Annotated in this window: 13 protein-coding genes; 3 read left to right on the top strand and 10 right to left on the bottom strand. The window is 71.3% G+C overall.

The annotated features are described in order from the left end of the window. Positions 1-11: 11 nt before the first annotated feature. Positions 12-959 carry a rhomboid family intramembrane serine protease gene (locus KUM44_RS08020; RefSeq protein ID WP_308402532.1) on the top strand — a complete coding sequence of 316 codons (948 nt, stop codon included), beginning with the start codon at positions 12-14 and terminating at the stop codon, positions 957-959. Beyond that, entirely contained in the window at positions 956-1867 is a 912-nt protein-coding gene (locus KUM44_RS08015) for a chitosanase (RefSeq protein WP_217207084.1), read from the top strand. Before KUM44_RS08020 ends, KUM44_RS08015 begins: the two co-directional genes overlap by 4 nt. Here KUM44_RS08015 and KUM44_RS08010 read toward each other — a convergent pair. From KUM44_RS08010 to KUM44_RS07970, 10 genes are all read right to left on the bottom strand, one after another. Then, on the bottom strand, positions 1854-3446 hold the full coding sequence (locus tag KUM44_RS08010; protein ID WP_254389222.1) for an HEXXH motif domain-containing protein: 1593 nt from the start codon (positions 3444-3446) through the stop codon (positions 1854-1856). The two genes, KUM44_RS08015 and KUM44_RS08010, sit on opposite strands and share 14 nt — an antisense overlap. 35 nt (positions 3447-3481) lie before the next feature. After that, positions 3482-3682, bottom strand: a complete 201-nt coding sequence (locus KUM44_RS45185) for an aldo/keto reductase (protein WP_234765441.1) — start codon at positions 3680-3682, stop codon at positions 3482-3484. Positions 3683-3766: 84 nt separating this feature from the next. Further along, positions 3767-4879: a caspase family protein gene (locus tag KUM44_RS08005; protein WP_217207082.1), complete on the bottom strand. Its 1113-nt coding sequence runs from the start codon at positions 4877-4879 to the stop codon at positions 3767-3769. After that, a complete protein-coding gene (locus KUM44_RS08000) occupies positions 4876-6045 on the bottom strand; it encodes a hypothetical protein (protein WP_217207081.1) in 1170 nt (389 codons plus the stop codon). The genes KUM44_RS08005 and KUM44_RS08000 overlap by 4 nt, the downstream gene beginning before the upstream one ends. 52 nt (positions 6046-6097) lie before the next feature. Further along, positions 6098-10612 carry an FxSxx-COOH system tetratricopeptide repeat protein gene (gene fxsT, locus KUM44_RS07995; protein ID WP_217207080.1) on the bottom strand — a complete coding sequence of 1505 codons (4515 nt, stop codon included), beginning with the start codon at positions 10610-10612 and terminating at the stop codon, positions 6098-6100. Beyond that, on the bottom strand, positions 10612-11667 hold the full coding sequence (locus tag KUM44_RS07990) for a MoxR family ATPase (RefSeq protein ID WP_217207079.1): 1056 nt from the start codon (positions 11665-11667) through the stop codon (positions 10612-10614). The genes fxsT and KUM44_RS07990 overlap by 1 nt, the downstream gene beginning before the upstream one ends. Further along, a complete protein-coding gene (locus tag KUM44_RS07985; RefSeq protein WP_308402534.1) occupies positions 11664-13175 on the bottom strand; it encodes a hypothetical protein in 1512 nt (503 codons plus the stop codon). Before KUM44_RS07985 ends, KUM44_RS07990 begins: the two co-directional genes overlap by 4 nt. 249 nt (positions 13176-13424) lie before the next feature. Then, positions 13425-14885 (bottom strand): glutamate synthase subunit beta, encoded by a 1461-nt coding sequence (locus KUM44_RS07980; RefSeq protein WP_217207077.1) that lies wholly within the window; start codon positions 14883-14885, stop codon positions 13425-13427. Continuing rightward, positions 14878-19476 (bottom strand): glutamate synthase large subunit, encoded by a 4599-nt coding sequence (gene gltB / locus KUM44_RS07975; protein WP_217207099.1) that lies wholly within the window; start codon positions 19474-19476, stop codon positions 14878-14880. The genes KUM44_RS07980 and gltB overlap by 8 nt, the downstream gene beginning before the upstream one ends. A 369-nt stretch (positions 19477-19845) precedes the next feature. After that, a complete protein-coding gene (locus KUM44_RS07970; RefSeq protein ID WP_217207076.1) occupies positions 19846-20577 on the bottom strand; it encodes a VIT1/CCC1 transporter family protein in 732 nt (243 codons plus the stop codon). 298 nt (positions 20578-20875) lie between these two features. Here KUM44_RS07970 and KUM44_RS07965 point away from each other — a divergent pair. After that, positions 20876-21893 (top strand): ADP-ribosylglycohydrolase family protein (locus KUM44_RS07965; RefSeq protein ID WP_217207075.1); only part of this gene is annotated, 1018 nt, incomplete at its 3' end.

Here is a 21893-nt window from a genome sequence, read left to right as displayed (position 1 = left end):
AGGAGCCGGCTGTGGAGCCCGAGTCCATCCCTTCCACCGAGTCCGCCGTCACCACCTGCTATCGCCATCCCAAGGTGGAGTCCCACGTCCGCTGCGTCCGCTGCGACCGGTACATCTGCCCGGACTGCATGCGTGAGGCGTCCGTCGGTCACCAGTGCGTGGAGTGCGTGAAGGAGGGCGCGCGGTCGGTGCGGCAGGCCCGGACGGTCGTCGGCGGGCGGATCGCCGCCACGCCGCTCGTGACCTCCGTGCTCATCGGGCTCAACGTCCTCGCGTACCTGGCCGAGGTGGTGCGACCGGAGATCGTGGACCGCTTCGCGATGCTCAGCGCCCGGCTGGTCGGCCCCGACGGCGGGTACTACGTCTACGAGCCCGGACACCCCTCCGACTTCCACGCCGAGGGCGTGGTCGCCGGTCAGTGGGAGCGGCTGCTGACCAGCGGTTTCCTCCACCTGCCGCCGACCGAGGGCACCTTCGGGCTGCTGCACATCGTGATGAACATGCTCTCGCTGTGGCAGCTCGGCCGGATCGTGGAGCCCATGCTGGGGCGGGTCCGCTACCTCGCGCTCTACCTCCTGTCGACGCTGGGCGGGTCGGTGTTCGAGCTGCTGCTGACCGACGTGAACACGGAGTCGGTCGGCGCGTCCGGCGCGGTCTTCGGCCTGGGCGCCGCGTACTACGTCCTCGCCCGCCGCGTCGGCGCGGACATGCGCGGCGTCAACCGCTTCATGGCGTTCCTCCTGCTGTGGCTCCTGCTCTCCGCCGGCCTCACCTCCTGGCAGGGCCACCTCGGCGGCCTCCTGACAGGAGCCGCGGTGACCCTCGCCTACGCCTACGCCCCGCGCGGCCCACGCCGGACCCTGATCCAGACGGCCGCCTGCGTGAGCGTGCTGGTGCTGCTGACGGTGGTCGCGGTCGCGAAGGTGTCGGAGCTGACGGGTGGAGGGATGGTCCGGTGAGACGTATCGGAGTCGTACTCTTCGCGGCCGTTCCCGTCGCCGTCGCCGCGGGCGTCTACTTCCTGGCCCCGACGGAGTCCGCCGACAGCACGGGCGGCAAGCCCACGGCCGTCACCGCGCAGGAGGGGTCCCGGCAGGAGGCCAAGAGCCGGGCCGAGCAGGAGCGGTCGGCGGACGACGAGCTGATCGCGAGCCTGCCGCCGGGTCTGGCCGCGCCGGCGAAGAAGGAGCTGGCCCAGCAGCTCGTCGCCACCGCCGAGAGCTCGACCCTGGACTGGCGCCGCACCTACGGCGACATCGAGGACCTCGACGACGGCCAGGGCTACACGGCCGGCACGATCGGTTTCTGCACCGGCACCCACGATCTGCTCACCCTGGTCGAGAACTACACCGAGGCCCACCCGGACAACGGACTCGCCCGGTACCTGCCCGCCCTGCGCGCGGTCGACGGCACCGACTCCCACGAGGGCCTGGACCCCGGTTTCCCGGCCGCCTGGACGGCGGAGGCCGAGGTGAAGGCCTTCCGCGAGGCCCAGGACGCCGAGCGCGACCGCGCCTACTTCGACCCGGCGGTCCGCCTCGCCAAGCTCGACGGCCTCGGCACCCTCGGCCAGTTCGTCTACTACGACGCGATGGTCTTCCACGGCCCCGGCATCGACGAGGACGGCTTCTACGTCCTGCGCGAACGCGCCCTGCGCAAGGCCGCCTCCCCCTCCCTGGGCGGTTCCGAGAAGGCGTACCTGGGCGCCTTCCTCGACGTCCGGCGGGCGGCCATGCGGGAGGGGCGACCGGATGCCGACACCAGCCGTGTCGACACGGCTCAGCGGCGGTTCCTTCAGGACGGGAACCTGTCCTTGACGACACCGCTGACGTGGCGGGTGTACGGGCAGACGTTCACCGTGAAGTAGCGGATCCGGGCAGCCGGGCGGACTCGGGGCGGGCCAGTATCCGGCGGGCCGTGCGGCCCGGGTGAAGCGTGGCGTAGGCGACGAGACGTCCCGCGCGGACGTGCGGGTCCACCGGATCGAGCCGGGCGTACCGGGTGGTGGCGGCCGCCGGGTCGTCCGCCGCCAGGAACTCGTCGGCGGTGTGTGGGACGCCGGGGCGGACGGCGAAGGCATGGGTACGGATGTCGGGCCAGAACGCGGCGGTCGGACGGGACGAGGATCGCGCAGGGCGCAGATTGCGCAGCCGCCACTCCGTGCGGTGCAGGTGGGCGGCGGTGCGGGCGCGACGCAGGGCGTCGTCCGGGACGGATTCACGCAGCCAGCCGTCGAGGGTCTCGGCGAGGCCCGCGACCAGGCGGCGGCCCGGCGCGGTGAGCCGGTCGCTGGTGGCGAGGGTGCGCACCACGAGCCTGGTTTGCAGCCTGCGCAGCGCGAAGTAGTAGGCGGCCGTTCCCGGGGCGACGCTGCCGTCGGTCATCCGGTCACGCCAGAATCCGGTGACACCGATGAAGGCGTACGCGCCGTGCAGGAGGCCGGTGAGATGGCGGGGGTCGGCGCGCCAGGGGGCGTAGTAGCGCTCGGCGCGGTCGTCGTCGAGCAGCGGGAACAGGTGGAGCAGCGCGGCGAGTTTGCTGTGCTGGAATTCGTGGACCAGGGTCTCGGCCAGCATGACGCCACCGGCCGGACGAGTGATCACCATCGCGCCGTAGGCGTCTCCGGTGGTCGCGGAGCGGCGGACGGTGGGCTCGGGCGGTGGCAGTACGCCGACCCTGCCCCAGGGAATGACGGAGCGGATCCGGCCGGGATCGAGGCGGCCCGGGCCGGGTGCGGTGCGGGCACCGAGAACCTCGGCGGCGTCCGCGAACACCCGCCGCCAGGCCGCGAACTCGGCCGGGTCGAGGCGGGCCGGGGGGACCGGGCCGTCGAGGTCGCGGTAGGGGTCCAGGTCTTCCAGGGGGACGCCCGGGGCGACGGTGCGCAGCGGTGACCACACCGCGCTCTCGGGCTCGTGGACGGGGTGGAGGCTGACCTGCTCCGGACCGCTGCCGACGGCCAGTTCGCCGGCGTGCACCGTGGCCAGGGCCGGCCGGTGTCCCGTCCACTGCCCGGGAAGACGCAGCAGCCCCAGTCCCGGGAGCGGCAGCCGGCCGTCCGTGACCGGCACGGGCAGGTGCGCGTCGGTACCGGCGAGGAGGGCGGCGCTCACCGCGAGGCGGTGCAGGTGACCCCACTCCGTCCACAGCTCGGGACCGTCCGCGGTGCCGTGCAGTCTGCGCAGGAGGTGCCCGACCCAACTGCCCACGGCCGGGCTGAGGAGCAGTCGCTCGACCTGCCCGGCGTCCTGCCGGTACGCGGCGTGCAGGGCCTGCCACGCCGCGTCGGGCGAGCCGAGCGGAGTCACGGGCGCGTCGGTACGGTCGTGCAACGCGCCCAGCAGCAAAAGCCGCCGGGTCCGCTCGCCGCGCTCCAGTTGGTCGAGGGCCTCGTCGGACCCGCCCCCGGTGGCCAGTTCGGCGAGGTGGCGGTCGGCCAGCTTCAAGGGTTGATAGGTTCCCTGACCGTTCACCGTCGGCCCTAGTCCGCGCGGCCCGGGTTCTGTCCGCCCGTGCTGGTGCTCCGCGGGCGCCGGACCTCGATGAGCAGCCGTTCGGGAGGAGTCGGCAGGCACAGGCCGTGCGACGGAGCAAGCGGCACGCCGGTCAGGTCCACGAGGTCGGATTCCCACTCTTCGGCGGATTCCCGCGATGTCGGCTCGGAGCGTACGGACTGGTCCAAGGCGTCCCCCTTCAGGACGGTGGCACGCGATGCCCCGCATCCCTTCCATCATGGCGAAGCGGCGGGGGTCGGGGAACCGCGCGATCACGCCGGAGGCAGCCCCCGGCGTCGTTTCTTCCTGTCTCTGTCGTGGATGAACTCCGTGAGCGCGGCCTTGAGTTCGGCGGATCGCGCGGGATCGTCGTCGGCCCCGCTCACGATCTCGTGAAGCTCGGCGGCCGTGTCCGCGTCGATGCCGTTGAGCAGGTTCATCGCGTCGATCCGGGCGTTGTCGCCGTACCGCAGGCGCCCCGCGACCCGGTCCGGCAGGGCGTCGATGAGTGCCCTGCGCTGGACGGGATCGCGGAAGGCCGGGCAGTGGACGAGCGCGTCGACCGCTCTTGTCAGCAGGCCCTTTCCGGCCACCGTCGCACGCGGTGCCGATATGTCCTCGCGTCCGGCGCCACGGATCCGGACGTACGACAGCGGGTGCTCCCCTGCGACGGCCAGGACCTCCGCACGCGCGGCGGCGCAGAACTCCTCCTCGTCCGGGAGGCCGGGAAGGCCCTCGGCTCGCTGTCCGAGCAGGGTGAGGAGCAGGTCGGAGAAGACGCCGGTGCGGCGGGCGGGGTCGTTGGCGGCGAGCCGTCCGGGGCCTGCCGCCCGCAGTTCGGCCTGCTGGTGCGCGAGGAGGCGGCGGCCGTCCGGGAAGGCGTCGGTGGGCAGTTCGTGCGCGAATCCGAGCTCCTCCTCGAAGGTCTCGCATGCGTCGATCGCCCAGAGCTGCCGGTGGAAGCCGGGGACCGCGTCGGTGCGGTAGTGCTTCATCGCCGCGTCGAGGTCGAGGTTGCGCTTGTCCCGCACGGTGGCGTCCGCGGTGAACAGCCGTACATGGTCGTCGCGGTCGAGCACGCCGTGTCCGCCCCACCAGATCCAGAGGTCCTGGCCATCGGTGACGGCGGGCAGTTCCTCGACGAGCGCCGCCCGCAGCGTTTCGTGGTCCGCCGGGCGGTACGGCACGGGGGGTGTCTCGCCGGGCAAGGGGGCCAGGTGAAGGCGCAGGTTGGCGACGGGGACCCCGGCGCCGTGCAGCAGATGGTAGAGGCGCACCGCGTCATGGGCCGGTCCCGGCAGATCCCAGGTGCGACCGGCGGCGTAGGAGTCGATGCCCACGATGAGCGCGTGCACGCGGGAGGGGTCGACGGGGCGGGCCTTCATGGGATGTCGGCTTCCAGGCGGCGGTAGACGGCCGGGTTGGTCCAGTACGCGCTGTGTGCCGCGGGGAAGGGCTGGCGGGACAGGACCTGATGGTCCTCGACCCGCCCGGGGAACAGTTCCGCACCGACATGGGCGAGGAGGTCGCGGGGGTCGTAGAGGTTGAGCCAGGGCGGCATGTGGGCGGGCAGCGGCGCGGGATGCGCCAGGGTGGGCAGGGCTCCGGTCTCGTAGAGGAAAGGTGCCTGGGAGCCGGCCGTGACGACGAGCCGCACCATGGGCAGCGGTCTGCTGATGAGGGTTTCCAGGGCGATGATGCCGCCGAGACTGTGCCCCACGAAGGTCACCGGGGGCTCCAACGTGAGGGCGAGCGCGGCGAGTCCGGCGCGGAAGGGTTCGCCGCGGGCCAGATAGCGCAGGACGTCACCCGCCGCGGGGTGGGCGGCTTCCGTGAGGGGCCGGCGTCTGCGTTCCACACGCCGTGCCACGGCGTTCGACATCCGGTGCAGCAGCCACCGCCGGGGCCCGCGGCCGGAGCCGGCGGGGGCCGCGCCGAGGGCCGCGCCGAGGGTGTCGACGGCCCGGTCGCGTTGGTCCCCGGTGGGAATGAGCGGGTCGTCCTCGGCGAGGGCGTCGCGGACGGCGGCGGCGACGAGGGCACGGGCGGCCACCTCGGCGAGGGTGGCCGGGTCGAGGGCGAGACTCGCCGGGCCCAGGAGCGGCTGCGACGCCAGGAGCGCGGCCTGCCGCACGAGGGCGGGGCCGTCCAGGCAGGAGAGCTCCTCGGCGTCGTGGTCCAGCCGTTCGCCGAGGGTGTCCAGGAGGTGACGTATTCGGTGGCCGGGCGGCACGGACCCCGGTGCGAGTTCCCCCGGAGCGGGCCCGGCCGCCGCGGCGAGGGCGAGTTCGGTGTGCGGGTCGGCGTAGAGGACGCCCCAGGCCTCGTCGTCCGGGTCCTGCGCCGCAGGAGTGCGCGCGGTTCCCGGCGACGAGGGCGGTAAGCAGGCCCCCTGGGCGGCAAGGGTGGCTCCGTGGGCCTCGCCCCAGTAGTACGGCACCACATGGAGCGTGGGCCGCAGTGCCTTCAGGCTGGTGCCGAAACGACCGTACAGTTCGCCGAACGCGGGCTCACGGACGCCCGTTCCATGGATGAAGACCACTGTGGACATGTGTGCCCCCTGCTCGCTGCCGTTCCCCTGCCCCCGGGTCGAGGAACCACCGCTACAGCGGCATGGGGGCGGGATCCGCTTCGATACGGTGGCCGAACCTGGCCGCCATCAGCCACGGATGGCCGTCGCGGACCACCCTCGACAGTCCGTCCACCGCCCGCCTGCGCAGTTCGTCGGCACGGGCCGTGGAACCGAGGCCCCTCAGGTCGAGAGCCAGGTTGGCCATGCAGGCCAGGGTCACGGGATGGGCTGCCCCGGCGATCTCGGTCAGCCCTTCGAGCGCTGTCTCGTCGATCTCTCGCGCCTGTCCGAAGTCCAGGCTCGCGTACCGGTTGTTGGCCCGCCCCAGCATGACCATCAGGGTCACCACATGGCGTGCCCCCAGGGTGGTCTCCAGCCGCTCGCTGGCCTCGTCCGCCAGTCGCTCCGCCGTGTCGAGGTCGCTGCGGGCCCGGTGCGTGGCGGCCAGATTGGCCATGGCCATCAGGGTGTACGCGTGATCGGGTCCCAGCCGGTCCCGGAACTGGTCGAGGACCTGCTCACCCAGTGACCGCGATCCGTCCAGGTCGCGCAGGAGCCGCCGGTCGACGGTCACCTGAAGGGCGGTGGCCAGCGTGTCGGTGTAGTTCGGGCCGTAACGGACGCTGTACAGCCGCAGCGTCTCCTCGCTCAAGCTCGCCGCTCCCTCCAGGTCCCCGTCCCTGCGCCGGGCGAGCGAGAGCATGCGGGCCGCGGTGAGGGTCTCCGGTGCCTCTTCCCCGTACGTCGCCCGGTACGTGTCGTACGTCTCCTCCTGCTGCTCCCGGCCACCGTGGTAGTCGCCCCCTTCGAGGATGTCCCAGCCGAGCCCGTTGAGCGTGTTGAGGGTGAGGACGTCCGTGGGGCCGTTGAGGAGTTCCCACTGCCGGTGGGTCTCCGTGTCCAGTTCCCTCGCCGTGCCGAAGTCGCCGCACAGGCGCAGTGTCACGCCGTAACTGTGCGCGGCGAGAAGGGTGTTGAGGTCGTCGGGGCCGAACCGGTCGCGGGCCAGCTCGACGGCTTCGCGTGCCTGGTCCCGGGCCTCGGTGAAGCGGCCCGCGTAGCACAGGGCGCCCGACATCTGCCACATGGAGTCGATGAGGTCCTCGTCGGGCACGCCGACGCGCCTCGAGACGTCCAGGGCGTCCTTGTTGAGGGTGTAGGACTCCCCCACGACGCCGGCTCGGCGCAGCAGGAAGCCGAGGATCTTGGCGATGCGGATGACGTGCAGGTTCTCCTCGCCGCTGTCGTGCAGCCAGGCCGTCCAGGCGTCCCTGGCCAGTTCGATCGCGGCGTCGTGGTCGCCCCAGTAGTAGAGGTAGAGCACGGTGTCGTAGACGAGTTCCCGTACGTACGTGTCGGTGCTGCGATGCGCCTCGGATGCCCTGATGTGCGGCAGCAGTCGCTGGTACTCGGGCCACTGGGTGGACTGGGCGTAGTGTCCGGGCCGGTTGCTGGAGAGCAGCAGATGGGCGACCTCGCGCATGGCGGCCCGGCTGTCCGGGTCGAGTTTGGCGAGCAGCACGGTCTGGAGCAGACGGTGCATCTGAAGCGTGCCGGAACTGTGGTTGAGGCGTACCAGCGAGAACTGGTTCAGGACACGGGTCGCGCGGCTGAGGCCGATGCTGTCCGCCAGGACGGGCCGCAGGGCGCCCTCGGTGCCGCCGCCGCGTCCCAGGCGCAGCACGCTCAGGGGGACGGGTTCGGGGGCCATGCAGGCGCACACGTCGAGCAGCCGCCGTGCCCCCGGGTGTTCGCGGGTGAGGTGGTCGAGGGAGATGTCCCAGGCCGCCGCCACCGACACCGGATAGTCGGGCGAGGGGTCCAGCTCCAGGATCTCGGGCTGGCGGGCGTCGAGCAGTTGGAGGTATTCGTCGATGGCCATGCCGGTGTTGGCATGCCAGGTGCCTGCCTGCTCCACCGCGAGTGGCAGGTCGCCCAGCGCCTCGGCGAGCCGCTCGGCGTCCTGGGGGCTCAGATCGCGGGCGCGGCGCTGGAGCAGCTTGACCGACTCGTCCCGCTTGAAGACGTCGACGGACAGGGGGGTTGCCACCCGCTCCCAGTCGCGGTTGCGGGAGGTGACGATGATCTTCCCGGGGCCGTCGGTGGGGAAATAGGAGCGCACCGAGTCGACGGCCTCCGCATTGTCGAAGACGAGCAGCCAGTTGTCGTAAGGCACACCCGTTCGCAGCGCCTCGCGCACGGCGGGCACCGCCATATTCGCCTCCTGGCTGGTGGCGAGGCCGAGCCGGGACGCCAGTTCGGCGAGCGCGCCGAGAATGAGGCTTTCGCTCTCCGCGGGGATCCACCAGATGACGTTGTAGTCGCCGCGGTGGGCATAGACGTACTCGATCGCGATCTGTGACTTTCCGACGCCGCCCATACCGTGCAGGGCGTGGGGGAGCACTGCGGCCGTGCTGTCGTCACGCAGTTGCCTCTCCACATCGGTGAGCAGTTGCTCGCGACCGGTGAAGTAGCGGTTTCGCGGCGGCACGTTCCCCATGATGGCGGGGGCCCGGGCCGCGCCGGAGGGCGGACGCGCAGGTGGCGGTTCGGGCGTGCGGACGGGGGCGGGGCGCTCGCCGTCCACGGTGGGTGCCAGGTCTTCCGGGAGTTGCGGCGGAGTCTGTTTCATCGGTGACGTGGTCGGATGAGTCGGCACTCCGCCTCCTGGAAATTCGTTCGCCTGTCGCGCCGAGTGACTGCCCACATCGTCGATATTCTTAACATCAGGATTCACCTGAATGTGGGCATTTGCGTTGATTACGGTGTCCATGAGCCGGGCACGAAGGGCGTGCCGCCCCGAGAGCGCGTTGAGGACCGCCCGTTCGAGCCGGACCCGGCGGACGGCCGTGGGGTCCGGCAGCTCCGCTTCGAGCGGATCGAGAAGGGCGGCGAGCAGCGCGGCCCCCTCGGTGCCGGCCGCCGGCAGTTCACCGAGGGCCGTGACGACACGCGCGAGTTGAGACCGGGTACTGGTGGCGAGCAGTGCCTCACGGACCCCGGGCGCGAAGTCCGCGAGGCCGTCGTCGGCCTGCGGGCCCTCGTGCCGCGGCGGGGCCGGTGCGTCGGGGCCGGTCCCCCAGTCGATGAGGCCGCCGGTCAGCACCTCGGCGATGTCCGCGGGTTCCGTCTCGGGCAGCATCCGGGCGCACAGCTGGCCGATCAGCGTCAGATCGAAGGGAGCGGCGGCGAGATGCGTGGCCAGACGGCGGGCCACCGGTCCGGCGGCCTCCATGAACCTGTGCACGGTGGCGCTGGTCGCGAACCGCGTGTCCGTGTGCGGCGGCCGTACACCGCGGGCAGGGGTGCCCTTGGCGAGTGCGCCCGCCGGCACGATCGGCAGGACCCTGCGCACCCCTTGCCCGCCGCGCACGATGTCGGCCCACGCCTGGAAGGAGCCCTCCTTGAGGGAGAGAACCGGTACGGGGACGATGCCGTCGTCGGCCGCGGGGAAGGGCCGCAGCGGGTTCGGATCCTCCTGCCGCGGCCGGTGGACGAGCGCGGTGTTGGGGGCGTTGCGGCCGCCCGCCTCCAGGAGGGCCGGATGCGGGTAGAGGGACGAACGGTGCCGCAGGTGCGGCGGCAGCAGGTGGACGACGGCAGTGGGCCCGGCCTGGGCGAGCCTGCTGAGCAGCCGGTCCGCGGCAGGCGCCGCCCAGCCGTGCGCGAGTCCGTCGGTGACCAGCAGGAACACGCGCTCGCCCCGGCCGTCGACTAGCTCCCCGGGGGAGGCGGTGGCTCCCGAGTCCCAGCGCACCGAAGGGGTGCCCTCGGACGACAGGGACAGACGCGCCGTGCGTACGTCTCGGAAGGCGCCGCTGTGGCGAGCGGCTGCGGCGAGCGCGGCCACCTCGGGCTCCCAGATGGTCAGCGTGACGCAGCTGTCGGCGAGTAGCACGAGGTCGAGCGCTGTGACCGCAGTGGGGACGAACATGGGCAGCCACAGCCCGTCCGCGAGTCCCTGTTCCGCGGTGGCCTGCTCGTCGAGTTCGACCTTGCTGTGTGAGGGCACCGTGGCGTCGAGTCGGTGCAACGCGCGCGCCAGTGAGGCGGCGAGCCCCCGTAAGCGCTCCTGGCGGGGCGGCCGCTCCTCGTCCCGGCCGGGCGGTTCGTCGCGCTCGGGCGGCTCGAAGGACTCGGTCAGCCCGGGAGATACGAGCGGAGCACCTGGGGCGAAGGGAGGTCCCAGCCCTGCGAACGGGGCCGGCTCACCTTCCGATAAGGACGGCCGGACCGGCGGGCGGGGAGCGGGCGCGGGCGGTGGGTCCGGTGCCGACCGCGGGCCCGCGGGGTGTTCCGGAAGGCTCACGGCGGGCGGGCCCGGCGCCACGGTGCGGCCGAGCCGGATCCAGGTGTCGGTGAGCCATCCGGCATCGGCGAGGTCCTGCCAGCGCAGCACCTCCTCGGTGTCCCGCTGCGGCAGCGAGGCCTCACCGTCTCCGTGCTCCGCGAAAGCCGCGCCGAAGTCCGAAGGGGCGTAGGCGGTTCCCGGTGTTGTGGTGCTGTCGTCTGGGGCAGGTGCGCGTTCCCGGGCAAAGCCGTCCATCAGCGGCCCTTCGCAAGGTCGCGCAACAGGGTCTCCACGAGCTTATCCCCGTCCGCACCGGTCGGGAATGCGTGGGAGGCGGAGAGCCTGACGGCATTGAGAAGCTGATCGATGGAGTGGGTGCCGCCTCCTTCGATGCGCTGCAGGAACTGGTCGACGATCCGCTCCGCGCCCTCGGTCGTGGCCTGGAGATGCGCTTCGAGCATGGCGAGCAGCTGGGCACGGCTCGGCGGGCGCAGATGCAGCGGGAGGCAGCGCCTGCGGAAGGCCGCGGGGAACTCCCGCTCTCCGTTGCTCGTGATGACGACGACCGGGAATTCCCGGCACTCGACCCGGCCGCCACGGATCACGGCCCGCCCCTCGGGGTCGTCGGTGTACACCTCGGCCTCGGGACGACCACTGCGCACCAGTTCGGGTATGTCGTACGAGCCGTTCTCCAGCACGTGCAGCAGATCGTTGGGCAGGTCGATGTCGCTCTTGTCCAGCTCGTCGACGAGCAGGAGGCGCGGACGCTCATAGGCGAGCAGGGCGGTGCCGAGCGGTCCCAGGGTCACGAAGTCCCCCAGCGGCGGCTGTCGGGGCGGCTGGGCGTCCGCCACGGCCGGGTCGGTGCTCGCGCCACGCCAGGCGGCTATGGCCTGGGCGCGGCCGATGGCGTCATAGGCGTACAGCCCGTCGTTGAGGACCGTGCGGCTGACGATGCTCCATTGCAGGACGCGGCCGAGACCGAGCTCACGGGCGATCAAGTAGGCGAGCGTCGACTTGCCCACGCCCGGCGATCCGGTGACCAGGAGCGGCCTGCGCAGGATCAGGGCCGCGTTCACCAGGTCGACGCTCTCGTCGTCGAGTTGGCCGACGGACTGCACGACACCGAGTCGGCGCAGTTCGCCCGCGCGGTCCGAGGGTGCGGGATTCTGAAGCGGCTCGCCGCCGAAGGCGCGCCACGGCGGCGCGGGCGGCAGCTGGGGCGCCCCCTTGGCCTCCTCGGGCGGTTCACCCGTGGCGTTGAAGATGCGCCAGGCGGATGCTGTCACATGGTTGTCACGGGCGTTCATTCCGCGAGCTCCTCGTGCTCGGGCGGGTCGAAGTACGCCCCCACCAGCCGGTACGGGTCATCCCAGAACAGAACGATGTGCTCCCCGATGTCCGGGGACTTGTTGAGCGCGGCCCGCACCCGCAGTTGCCTGATGGTCTGGGGTATGTGGGAGGGAGCGGGCGCGGCAGAGAACACCGCTTGAAGCTGTTCCCTGCTTTCGTGGGCGAAAACGCCCCGGCGATCCCACACGGCGACGCCCACCCCCTCTGCGACCGCGGAACGCAAGGCCGCGAGCGGTGCGCCGCCCGCGGGGGCATCGAGAAGCACGACGGTGCGCTCGCCGTGCAGCGCCAACTCGGTCTGCCAGTCGGACAGGCGCTCCATGTCGTTCTCACGCCAGTGATGCACCCGTGCGCCCCCGGCGTGCAGGGCCCGCCACCTCGACCGCCAGAGGGCGAGCTGGATCGGGTCGCCCCCGCGCATCCGTTCCAGGCAGCGCAGGTGCACCGGGAACCTCGGGCTGATCGGCAGACTCGCTCCGTCCCCCGTCTCCAGCGGCAGGGCGGTGACATCGCGGACGAGCCACTCGTAGGGAAGCGCGAACTCGATGTAGGGGGGCGGGAGTTCGGGCCCCGCATCGGCATCGTGCGCCTCGGCCCACAGCCGCGATCCGGCCCTGACCGCGCTCGTCACGGCGTCGGCCAGACCGTCGGGGGTCGTGGTGCGCGAGCGGCCCTGGCGGGGGTTCCAGCGGCCGGGTACGGGGTTGACCCAGTACTGCACCTCGATGTCCGCGGTGCCGTCCCGGGCCGGTTCGACCATGACGAGGAGACAGCGGGGGGCTTCGACACCGGTGGCCGACCGGGCGCGGGCGGCACGGCGCCGTTCGAGCGCCTGGCCGAGTTCGAGCCGCCCGGCGACCGTCGCGGCCAGCTCCCGTAAGCGGTCGGCGGGTTCGCCCGGCGGGGTCAGGTCTGCGGCGAGGTCGAGCAGGAGCACGGACGGGGGCAGCCCGTCGGGCTGGTTGTTGAGCGTGAGGGCGCGGCTGAAGAGCTGTCCGATGTCGAGGTCGGGGCTCAGCGGGACGGCCAGTTCACGGCTGAGCCCGTCCCGCAGTTGCCGCACGGGTAAGAGAGGGGGCATGGACAGCAGCCTGCGGGCCGCTGCCTGCTCCTCCCAGCCGAGCGGCGCGTCCATACGGAGGTCGGGTCCCGTGTCGGCGTCCTGCCGGACGGGGTCGAGCAGGCATCCGATCTCTGCGGCGACCTCGGCACCCGCGAAGAGTTCCGTCGTCTCCACGAGCGCGTGGACTCCCTGGGCCACACGCAGGGCCGCGCGCACCATCCGTGCGATGTCGATGCGGGCCTCACCCGTCAGCGTGGCCGCTATGCCGTAGTCCTCGTCCAGGACTTCGGCGAAAGCGGCGCGGCTGCGGGGGTCGCGCATGCAGGACAGCCCGCAGAGCGCGTCGACAAGCGGCCCACGCCGGAAATCGGCCGACCCGCCGTCCGCTCGTACCGGCCTCACCCCCGTCGCCACCGACTCATCCCCCGCCAGTCGTTGATACGCGCGACCGAAAGCGCGAAAGTAACACGCCCACTTCCCGTTGTTCCATCGGTCGTCAGGGTTGTCTACCCCGGGGGTTCCTGCCGGAAAGCGCCGCGACGCCCGCCCAGCGTCCGGTCGGGGACAGTAGGACGAGCGTCGCGCTCAGTTCCGTACGCCGTTGTACGGGACAGTTGTGGAGTGACCCTCAGGTCACCGGTCGTACGGCCGTCAGACCATCAGCGAGCGGTCCGTCGGCTTGATGGGCGCCGGCAGTTCGCTGGCGCCGGTCAGGAAGCGGTCGCAGCCGCGGGCGGCCGAGCGGCCCTCCGCGATGGCCCAGACGATGAGGGACTGGCCGCGGCCGGCGTCACCGGCGACGAAGACGCCGGGGACGTTGGTCTGGAAGTCGGCGTCGCGGGCGATGTTACCGCGCTCGTCGAGGTCCAGGCCGAACTGGTCGACCAGGCCGTTGTCGCGGTCGGTGCCCGTGAAGCCCATCGCCAGCGTCACCAGCTGGGCGGGGATCTTGCGCTCCGTGCCCGGCTTCGGGGTCAGCTTGCCGTCGACGAACTCGACCTCGGTGAGGTGCAGCCACTGGACGTTGCCGTCCTCGTCGCCCTCGAAGTGGGTGGTGGAGACGGAGTAGACCCGCTCGCCGCCCTCCTCGTGCGCCGAGGTGACCTTGTACAGCATCGGGAAGGTCGGCCACGGCTGGTGCGGCGCCCGGTCCTCGCCCGGACGGGGCATGATCTCCAGCTGCGTGACGGACGCCGCGCCCTGGCGGTGGGCGGTGCCCACGCAGTCGGCGCCGGTGTCGCCACCGCCGATCACGACGACGTGCTTGCCCTCGGCCGAGATGGGCGACGTCACGTAGTCGCCCTCCTGGACCTTGTTGGCCAGCGGCAGGTACTCCATCGCCTGGTGGACGCCCTTGAGCTCGCGGCCGGGGACCGGGAGGTCGCGGGCGGTCGTGGCACCGGCGGCGATGACGACGGCGTCGTACCGCTTCTTCAGGTCGGTCGCCTTGAGGTCGCGGCCGATCTCGATGCCGGTGCGGAAGCGGGTGCCCTCCGCGCGCATCTGCTCGATACGGCGGTTGATGTGCCGCTTCTCCATCTTGAACTCGGGGATGCCGTAGCGCAGGAGGCCGCCGATGCGGTCCGCGCGCTCGTACACCGCCACCGTGTGGCCGGCGCGCGTCAGCTGCTGGGCGGCCGCCAGGCCGGCCGGGCCCGAGCCGATGACCGCGACGGTCTTGCCCGACAGGCGCTCCGGGGCCTGCGGGGCGACGGTGCCCGCGTCCCACGCCTTGTCGATGATCGAGACCTCGACGTTCTTGATGGTCACGGCCGGCTGGTTGATGCCGAGGACGCAGGCCGACTCGCACGGGGCCGGGCACAGACGGCCCGTGAACTCCGGGAAGTTGTTCGTCGCGTGCAGGCGCTCCGAGGCGGCCGACCAGTCCTCGCGGTAGGCGTAGTCGTTCCACTCGGGGATGAGGTTCCCGAGCGGACAGCCGTTGTGGCAGAACGGGATGCCGCAGTCCATGCAGCGGCTGGCCTGCTTGCTGATGATCGGCAGCAGGGAGCCGGGGACGTAGACCTCGTTCCAGTCCTTCAGACGCACGTCGACCGGGCGGGACTTGGCGACCTCGCGGCCGTGGTTCAAAAAGCCCTTCGGGTCAGCCATTGATCGCCGCCTCCATCATCTTCTCGGTGATCTCGGTCTCGGACAGACCGGCTCGCTCGGCGGCGTCCTTGGCGGCGAGCACTGCCTTGTACGTGCTGGGGATGATCTTGCTGAAGCGCTCGACGGCGGTGTCCCACTCGGCCAGGAGCTTCTCGGCGACCGTGGAGCCGGTCTCCTCCTGGTGGCGGCGGACCACGTCGTGCAGCCACTGCTTGTCGGTGTCGTCGAGGGCCTCGACGGCGCTGACGTTGCCGATGTTGACGTTGTCGCGGTCGAGGTCGATGACGTACGCGATACCGCCGGACATGCCGGCCGCGAAGTTGCGTCCCGTCTCGCCCAGGACCACCGCGTGGCCACCGGTCATGTACTCGCAGCCGTGGTCGCCCACGCCCTCGGAGACGACCGTCGCGCCGGAGTTGCGGACACAGAACCGCTCGCCCGTACGACCGCGCAGGAACAGCTCACCGCCGGTCGCGCCGTACGCGATGGTGTTGCCCGCGATCGTCGAGTACTCGGCGAGGTGGTCGGCGCCCCGGTCGGGACGGACGACCACTCGGCCACCCGACAGGCCCTTGCCGACGTAGTCGTTGGCGTCGCCCTCCAGGCGCAGCGTGACACCGCGCGGGAGGAAGGCACCGAAGGACTGGCCGGCCGAGCCGGTGAAGGTGATGTCGATGGTGTCGTCGGGCAGGCCCGCGCCACCGAACTTCTTCGTCACCTCGTGGCCGAGCATGGTGCCGACCGTGCGGTTGATGTTGCGGACCTTGACCTGGGCGCGCACCGGCTGGGCGTCGGTCGCGGAGTCCGCGGCCAGGGCGTCGGCGGCGAGCTTGATGAGCTCGTTGTCGAGCGCCTTCTCCAGGCCGTGGTCCTGCTCGATCAGCTGGTGTCGCACCGCGCCCTCGGGCAGCTCGGGCACGTGGAACAGCGGCTCCAGGTCCAGGCCCTGCGCCTTCCAGTGGTCGACCGCGCGGGTCACGTCGAGGGCCTCGGCGTGGCCGACGGCCTCCTCTATGGTGCGGAAGCCCAGCTCGGCGAGGATCTCGCGGACCTCTTCGGCGATGTACTGGAAGAAGTTCACGACGTACTCGGCCTTGCCGGAGAAGCGGTCGCGCAGGGTCGGGTTCTGGGTGGCGATGCCGACCGGGCAGGTGTCGAGGTGGCAGACGCGCATCATGACGCAGCCGGAGACGACGAGCGGCGCGGTCGCGAAACCGAACTCCTCGGCGCCGAGCAGCGCGGCGATGACGACGTCACGGCCGGTCTTGAGCTGACCGTCGGTCTGCACGACGATGCGGTCGCGCAGGCCGTTGAGCAGCAGGGTCTGCTGGGTCTCGGCGAGGCCGAGCTCCCAGGGGCCGCCCGCGTGCTTCAGCGAGGTCAGCGGGGAGGCACCCGTACCACCGTCGTGGCCGGAGATCAGGACCACGTCCGCGTGCGCCTTGGAGACACCCGCGGCGACCGTGCCGACGCCGACCTCGGAGACCAGCTTTACGTGAATCCGCGCCTGCGGGTTCGCGTTCTTCAGGTCGTGGATCAGCTGGGCCAGGTCCTCGATGGAGTAGATGTCGTGGTGCGGCGGCGGGGAGATCAGGCCCACGCCCGGCGTCGAGTGACGCGTCTTGGCGACCCACGGGTAGACCTTGTGGCCGGGCAGCTGACCGCCCTCACCGGGCTTGGCGCCCTGGGCCATCTTGATCTGGATGTCGTCCGCGTTGACGAGGTATTCACTCGTCACACCGAAGCGGCCGGACGCGACCTGCTTGATCGACGAACGCCGCGCCGGGTCGTACAGACGCTCCGGGTCCTCGCCGCCCTCACCGGTGTTGGACTTGCCGCCCAGCTGGTTCATGGCGATGGCGAGGGTCTCGTGCGCCTCCTTGGAGATGGAGCCGTACGACATGGCGCCGGTGGAGAAGCGCTTGACGATCTCGCTGGCCGGCTCGACCTCGTCGATGGAGATCGGCTGCCGGTCCGACTTGAAGCCGAACAGGCCGCGCAGCGTCATCAGGCGCTCGGACTGCTCGTTCACACGCTCGGTGTACTTCTTGAAGATGTCGTAGCGACCGGTGCGCGTGGAGTGCTGGAGGCGGAAGACCGTCTCCGGGTCGAACAGGTGCGGCTCGCCCTCGCGACGCCACTGGTACTCGCCGCCTATGTCCAGGGTGCGGTGCGCAGGAGCGATGCCGGAGGCGGGGTACGCCTTGGCGTGGCGGGCGGCGACCTCCTTGGCGATGACGTCGATGCCGACGCCGCCGATCTTGGTGGCGGTGCCGTTGAAGTACTTCTCGACGAAGGCGGTGTCGAGACCGACGGCCTCGAAGACCTGCGCGCCGCGATAGGAGGCGACCGTCGAGATGCCCATCTTGGACATGACCTTCAGGACGCCCTTACCGAGGGCGTAGATCAGGTTGCGGATGGCCTGCTCGGCCTCGATGTCCGAGAGGAAGGTGCCCGCGCGGACGAGGTCCTCGACGGACTCCATCGCAAGGTACGGGTTGACCGCGGCGGCGCCGTAGCCGATCAGCAGGGCGACGTGGTGGACCTCGCGGACGTCACCGGCCTCGACCAGCAGGCCCACGTGGGTGCGCTGCTTGGTGCGGATGAGGTGGTGGTGAACGGCCGCGGTGAGCAGCAGCGACGGGATGGGCGCGTGCTCGGCGTCCGAGTGCCGGTCCGACAGGACGATCAGGCGGGCGCCGTTCTCGATGGCGGCGTCGGCCTCGGCGCAGATCTCCTCGATGCGCGCGGCGAGGGCGTCGCCGCCGCCGTGCACCCGGTACAGACCGGACAGGGTCGCGGCCTTGAAGCCGGGCATGTCGCCGTCGGCGTTGATGTGGATGAGCTTGGCCAGCTCGTCGTTGTCGATCACCGGGAAGGGCAGGGTGACCGAGCGGCAGGAGGCGGCCGTCGGGTCGAGCAGGTTGCCCTGCGGGCCCAGCGAGGAGTGCAGCGAGGTGACGAGCTCCTCGCGGATGGCGTCCAGCGGCGGGTTGGTGACCTGCGCGAACAGCTGGGTGAAGTAGTCGAAGAGCAGACGCGGGCGGTCGCTCAGCGCGGCGATCGGCGAGTCGGTGCCCATCGAACCGATCGGCTCGGCACCGGCCTTGGCCATCGGCGCGAGGATGACGCGCAGCTCCTCCTCGGTGTAACCGAAGGTCTGCTGGCGGCGGGTGACCGAGGCGTGCGTGTGCACGATGTGCTCACGCTCGGGCAGGTCGGACAGCTCGATCTCGCCGGCTTCCAGCCACTCGGCGTACGGCTTCTCCGCCGCGAGCTGGGCCTTGATCTCGTCGTCCTCGATGATGCGGTGCTCGGCGGTGTCCACGAGGAACATCCGGCCGGGTTGCAGACGGCCCTTGCGGACGACCTTGGCGGGGTCGATGTCGAGGACGCCGACCTCGGAGCCGAGGACGACGAGGCCGTCGTCGGTGACCCAGTAGCGGCCGGGGCGCAGGCCGTTGCGGTCGAGCACGGCGCCGACCTGGGTGCCGTCGGTGAAGGTGACACAGGCCGGGCCGTCCCAGGGCTCCATCATCGTGGAGTGGAACTGGTAGAAGGCGCGCCGGGCCGGGTCCATGGAGTCGTGGTTCTCCCACGCCTCCGGGATCATCATCAGCACGGAGTGCGGCAGCGAACGGCCGCCGAGGTGGAGCAGCTCCAGCACCTCGTCGAAGGACGCCGAGTCGGAGGCGTCCGGCGTGCACACCGGGAAGATGCGGTCGAGGGCCTTGTCGTCGGACCCGAACAGATCGGAGACGAGCTGCGACTCGCGGGCGACCATCCAGTTGCGGTTGCCCTTGACGGTGTTGATCTCACCGTTGTGCGCGACGAAGCGGTACGGGTGGGCGAGCGGCCACGACGGGAAGGTGTTCGTCGAGAAGCGCGAGTGGACCAGGGCGATGGCCGAGCCGAAGCGGCGGTCGGACAGGTCCGGGAAGAAGGGCTCCAGCTGGCCGGTGGTCAGCATGCCCTTGTAGACGATGGTGCGGGCCGACAGCGACGGGAAGTAGACGCCGACCTCGCGCTCGGCGCGCTTGCGCAGCACGAACGCCTTGCGGTCGAGGGCGATGTCCTTCGAGGAACCGTCCGCGACGAAGACCTGGCGGAAGACGGGCATCGTCGACCGGGCGGTGGCACCGAGCAGCTCGGGGGCGACGGGAACCTCGCGCCAGCCGAGGACGGTGAGGCCCTCGTCGGACGCGATCGTCTCGATCTTCGAGACGGCGTCCTGGGTCCCCTCCTCCGGCAGGAAGGCGATACCCACGGCATACGCACCGGCCTCGGGCAGTTCGAACCCGGCCACCTCACGGAAGAAGGCGTCCGGCACCTGGGACAGGATGCCCGCGCCGTCACCCGAGTCGGGCTCGGATCCGGTGGCGCCGCGGTGTTCGAGATTGCGCAGAACGGTGAGCGCCTGCTCGACCAGCGTGTGGCTCGCCTCGCCGGTGAGGGTGGCCACGAAGCCGACGCCACAGGCGTCGTGCTCGTTGCGGGGGTCGTACATACCCTGCGCAGCAGGGCGAGCATCCATGAAGGACCAGTTCTGGCCATTCGCGGAGTGCTGGGACGGCTGGCGCGGCGTACGCATCGGCTCTCCCGTCGTCGTCATGTGGCATATGCAGATTGCCGAGGGACGACGTTGGCCCTCTGCGTGAGTGCAAAATTTCGTGCAGGTTACATGATGGGGCGGTTCTCGGGAAGCGGGATAATCCGTTCCATCATGCGGACACCAAAGGCTGCGACAAGGGTTCCGCGCCCATGGCTTGAAGTATGTGGGGACCGAGCGGGACAGGTCTATGTCCGTCGATCCGAGGCGGAGGGGGCGTCGTCGCCCACCCCGCGAGTGCGCCGCAGGCGTCATTGCCCACAGCGCTTACGGCTCATGCCCGGTGGTCATGCATCCGAAACCAGCGAGTAACGGCTACTTATGCGGCCCAACGCATAAGTTCCAGCCGAGCTATCCTACGGCCGTTCCGAACCAGCTGCCCAGGGCGTACGTCACACCGGCCGCGGCCCCACCGAGCGCGAGCTGCCGCAGCCCGCTGTACCACCAGGTCCGCGCCGTCACCTTGGCCACGACCGCACCGCACAGGAAGAGCCCGACGAGCGCGAGCAGCACGGCCGGCCACAGCGAGGTCGCACCGAGCAGATACGGCAGCACGGGCAGCAGGGCGCCCAGCGCGAACGACCCGAACGACGAGACGGCCGCGACCAGCGGGGACGGCAGATCGCCGGGGTCGATGCCGAGCTCCTCGCGAGCATGTATCTCCAGGGCCACCTCGGGATCGCGGGAGAGCTGCTCGGCGACGGCCTTCGCGAGCCGCGGCTCGACCCCCCGCGCCTCATACAGTGCCGCGAGCTCGGCCTCCTCGTCCTTCGGGTGCTTTCGCAGCTCCCGCCGCTCGACGTCCAGCTCGGCCTCGACGAGCTCGCGCTGCGAGGCGACGGAGGTGTACTCACCGGCGGCCATGGAGAAGGCGCCGGCGGCGAGCCCCGCGAGCCCGCTCAGCACGATCGTCTGATGACTCACCGCCCCGCCCGCGACGCCGGTCATCAGGGCGAGGTTGGAGACCAGGCCGTCCATCGCCCCGAAGACGGCGGGGCGCAGCCAGCCGCCGTTCACATCGCGGTGCGTGTGGTTGTCGCGGTGCGCCTCGTGCAGCGCCGCCTCGGTCTCGATGATGGCCATGAGGGATCCCCCAGAAAGATCGGAAAGCCCAGGAGCCCAGGAGCTCAGGTAAGGCTTTCTTTAGACGCATTCTATTCTTTAACAACGCCAAATCTACGCTCGGCGATTCCCCTCCGCCAGCAAGGAAAGGCTGAGCTAACCTGCGGTTTTCCCGCAGAACGCTCATTCGTGTAAGGGGCCGCACAGATGTCGACCGGGTGACACTGAGGCCTCCGAGGCTCAGGTCAACCGCCGACGGTGGGACATATCCGCAAAGGGCTCCGCGCCCTGGGCGGAGCCCCCGGAGGAGAGGCCGCGTATGGCATCGATCGCCTGCATCCCCTCGGTTCCGGCGCCCGGAGACGCCGCCGAACTCCGTGAACGGGCGCGCGGCGCACTGCTGGGCCTGGCGGTCGGCGACGCGCTGGGCGCCCCCGCGGAGAACATGAAGCCCTCCGAGATCCGCGCCCGCTGGGGCCGCATCACGGGTTACGTGTCGGACAACCCCTCCGGTACGGACGACACCGAGTACGCGATCTTCTCCGGCCTCCTCCTCGCCCGTCATGGCTCGGCCCTCACCCCGGCCCATGTGGAGGCGGCGTGGCACGAGTGGATCGCGGACCGGGCGGAGGGTCCCTTCCGGGGCGCCGGCTTCAGCGAACGCGGCACGCTGGAGAACCTCCGCCGAGGCCTCGCGGCCCCCATCTCCGCCCAGCACCGCCACGCCTGGAGCGACGGCCTCGCCATGCGGGCGGCCCCCTTCGGCGTCTTCGCGGCGGGCCGGCCCGCGGAGGCGGCCCGCCTGGTGGCGATCGACGGCTCGGTGAGCCACGACGGCGAGGGCATCTACGGCGGCCAGGCGGTGGCCGCGGGCGTGGCGGCGGCGATGGCGGGGGCGCCGACGATCGCCGTGGTCGCCTCGGCGCTGGCGGTGGTCCCGGACGACTCCTGGACGGCCCGCTCCCTGCGCCGGGCGGTGGCGGTGGCCCACCGCGGCGAACGCGCGGTCCGCTCCTCGGTCGTCATCGGCGGCTATCCCTGGACCGACCTGGCCCCCGAGGCGGTCGCGCTGGCCTTCGGGGCGTACGCGGCGGCGGACGGCGACTTCGTCCAGGCCGTCCTCACGGCGGTGAACATGGGCCGCGACGCCGACACGACGGCAGCGGTGGCGGGAGCGCTGGCCGGCGCGACGCAGGGTGCGCCGGCGATCCCGACGGAGTGGGCGGCGGCGATCGGACCGGCGAAGGGGAGCTGCCTGCCGTCGATGGCCGGTCACCATGTGCTGGACGTGGCGGAGTTGTTGGTGCCGGGGGAGGACAGGAAGTGGGTGGCGGGGG

The organism is Streptomyces sp. AC550_RSS872 (assembly GCF_019049285.1).
Taxonomy (GTDB): Bacteria; Actinomycetota; Actinomycetes; order Streptomycetales; family Streptomycetaceae; genus Streptomyces.
The sequence above is the reverse complement of the archived record's forward strand: the minus strand, read 5'-3'. Positions and strand labels throughout refer to the sequence as shown.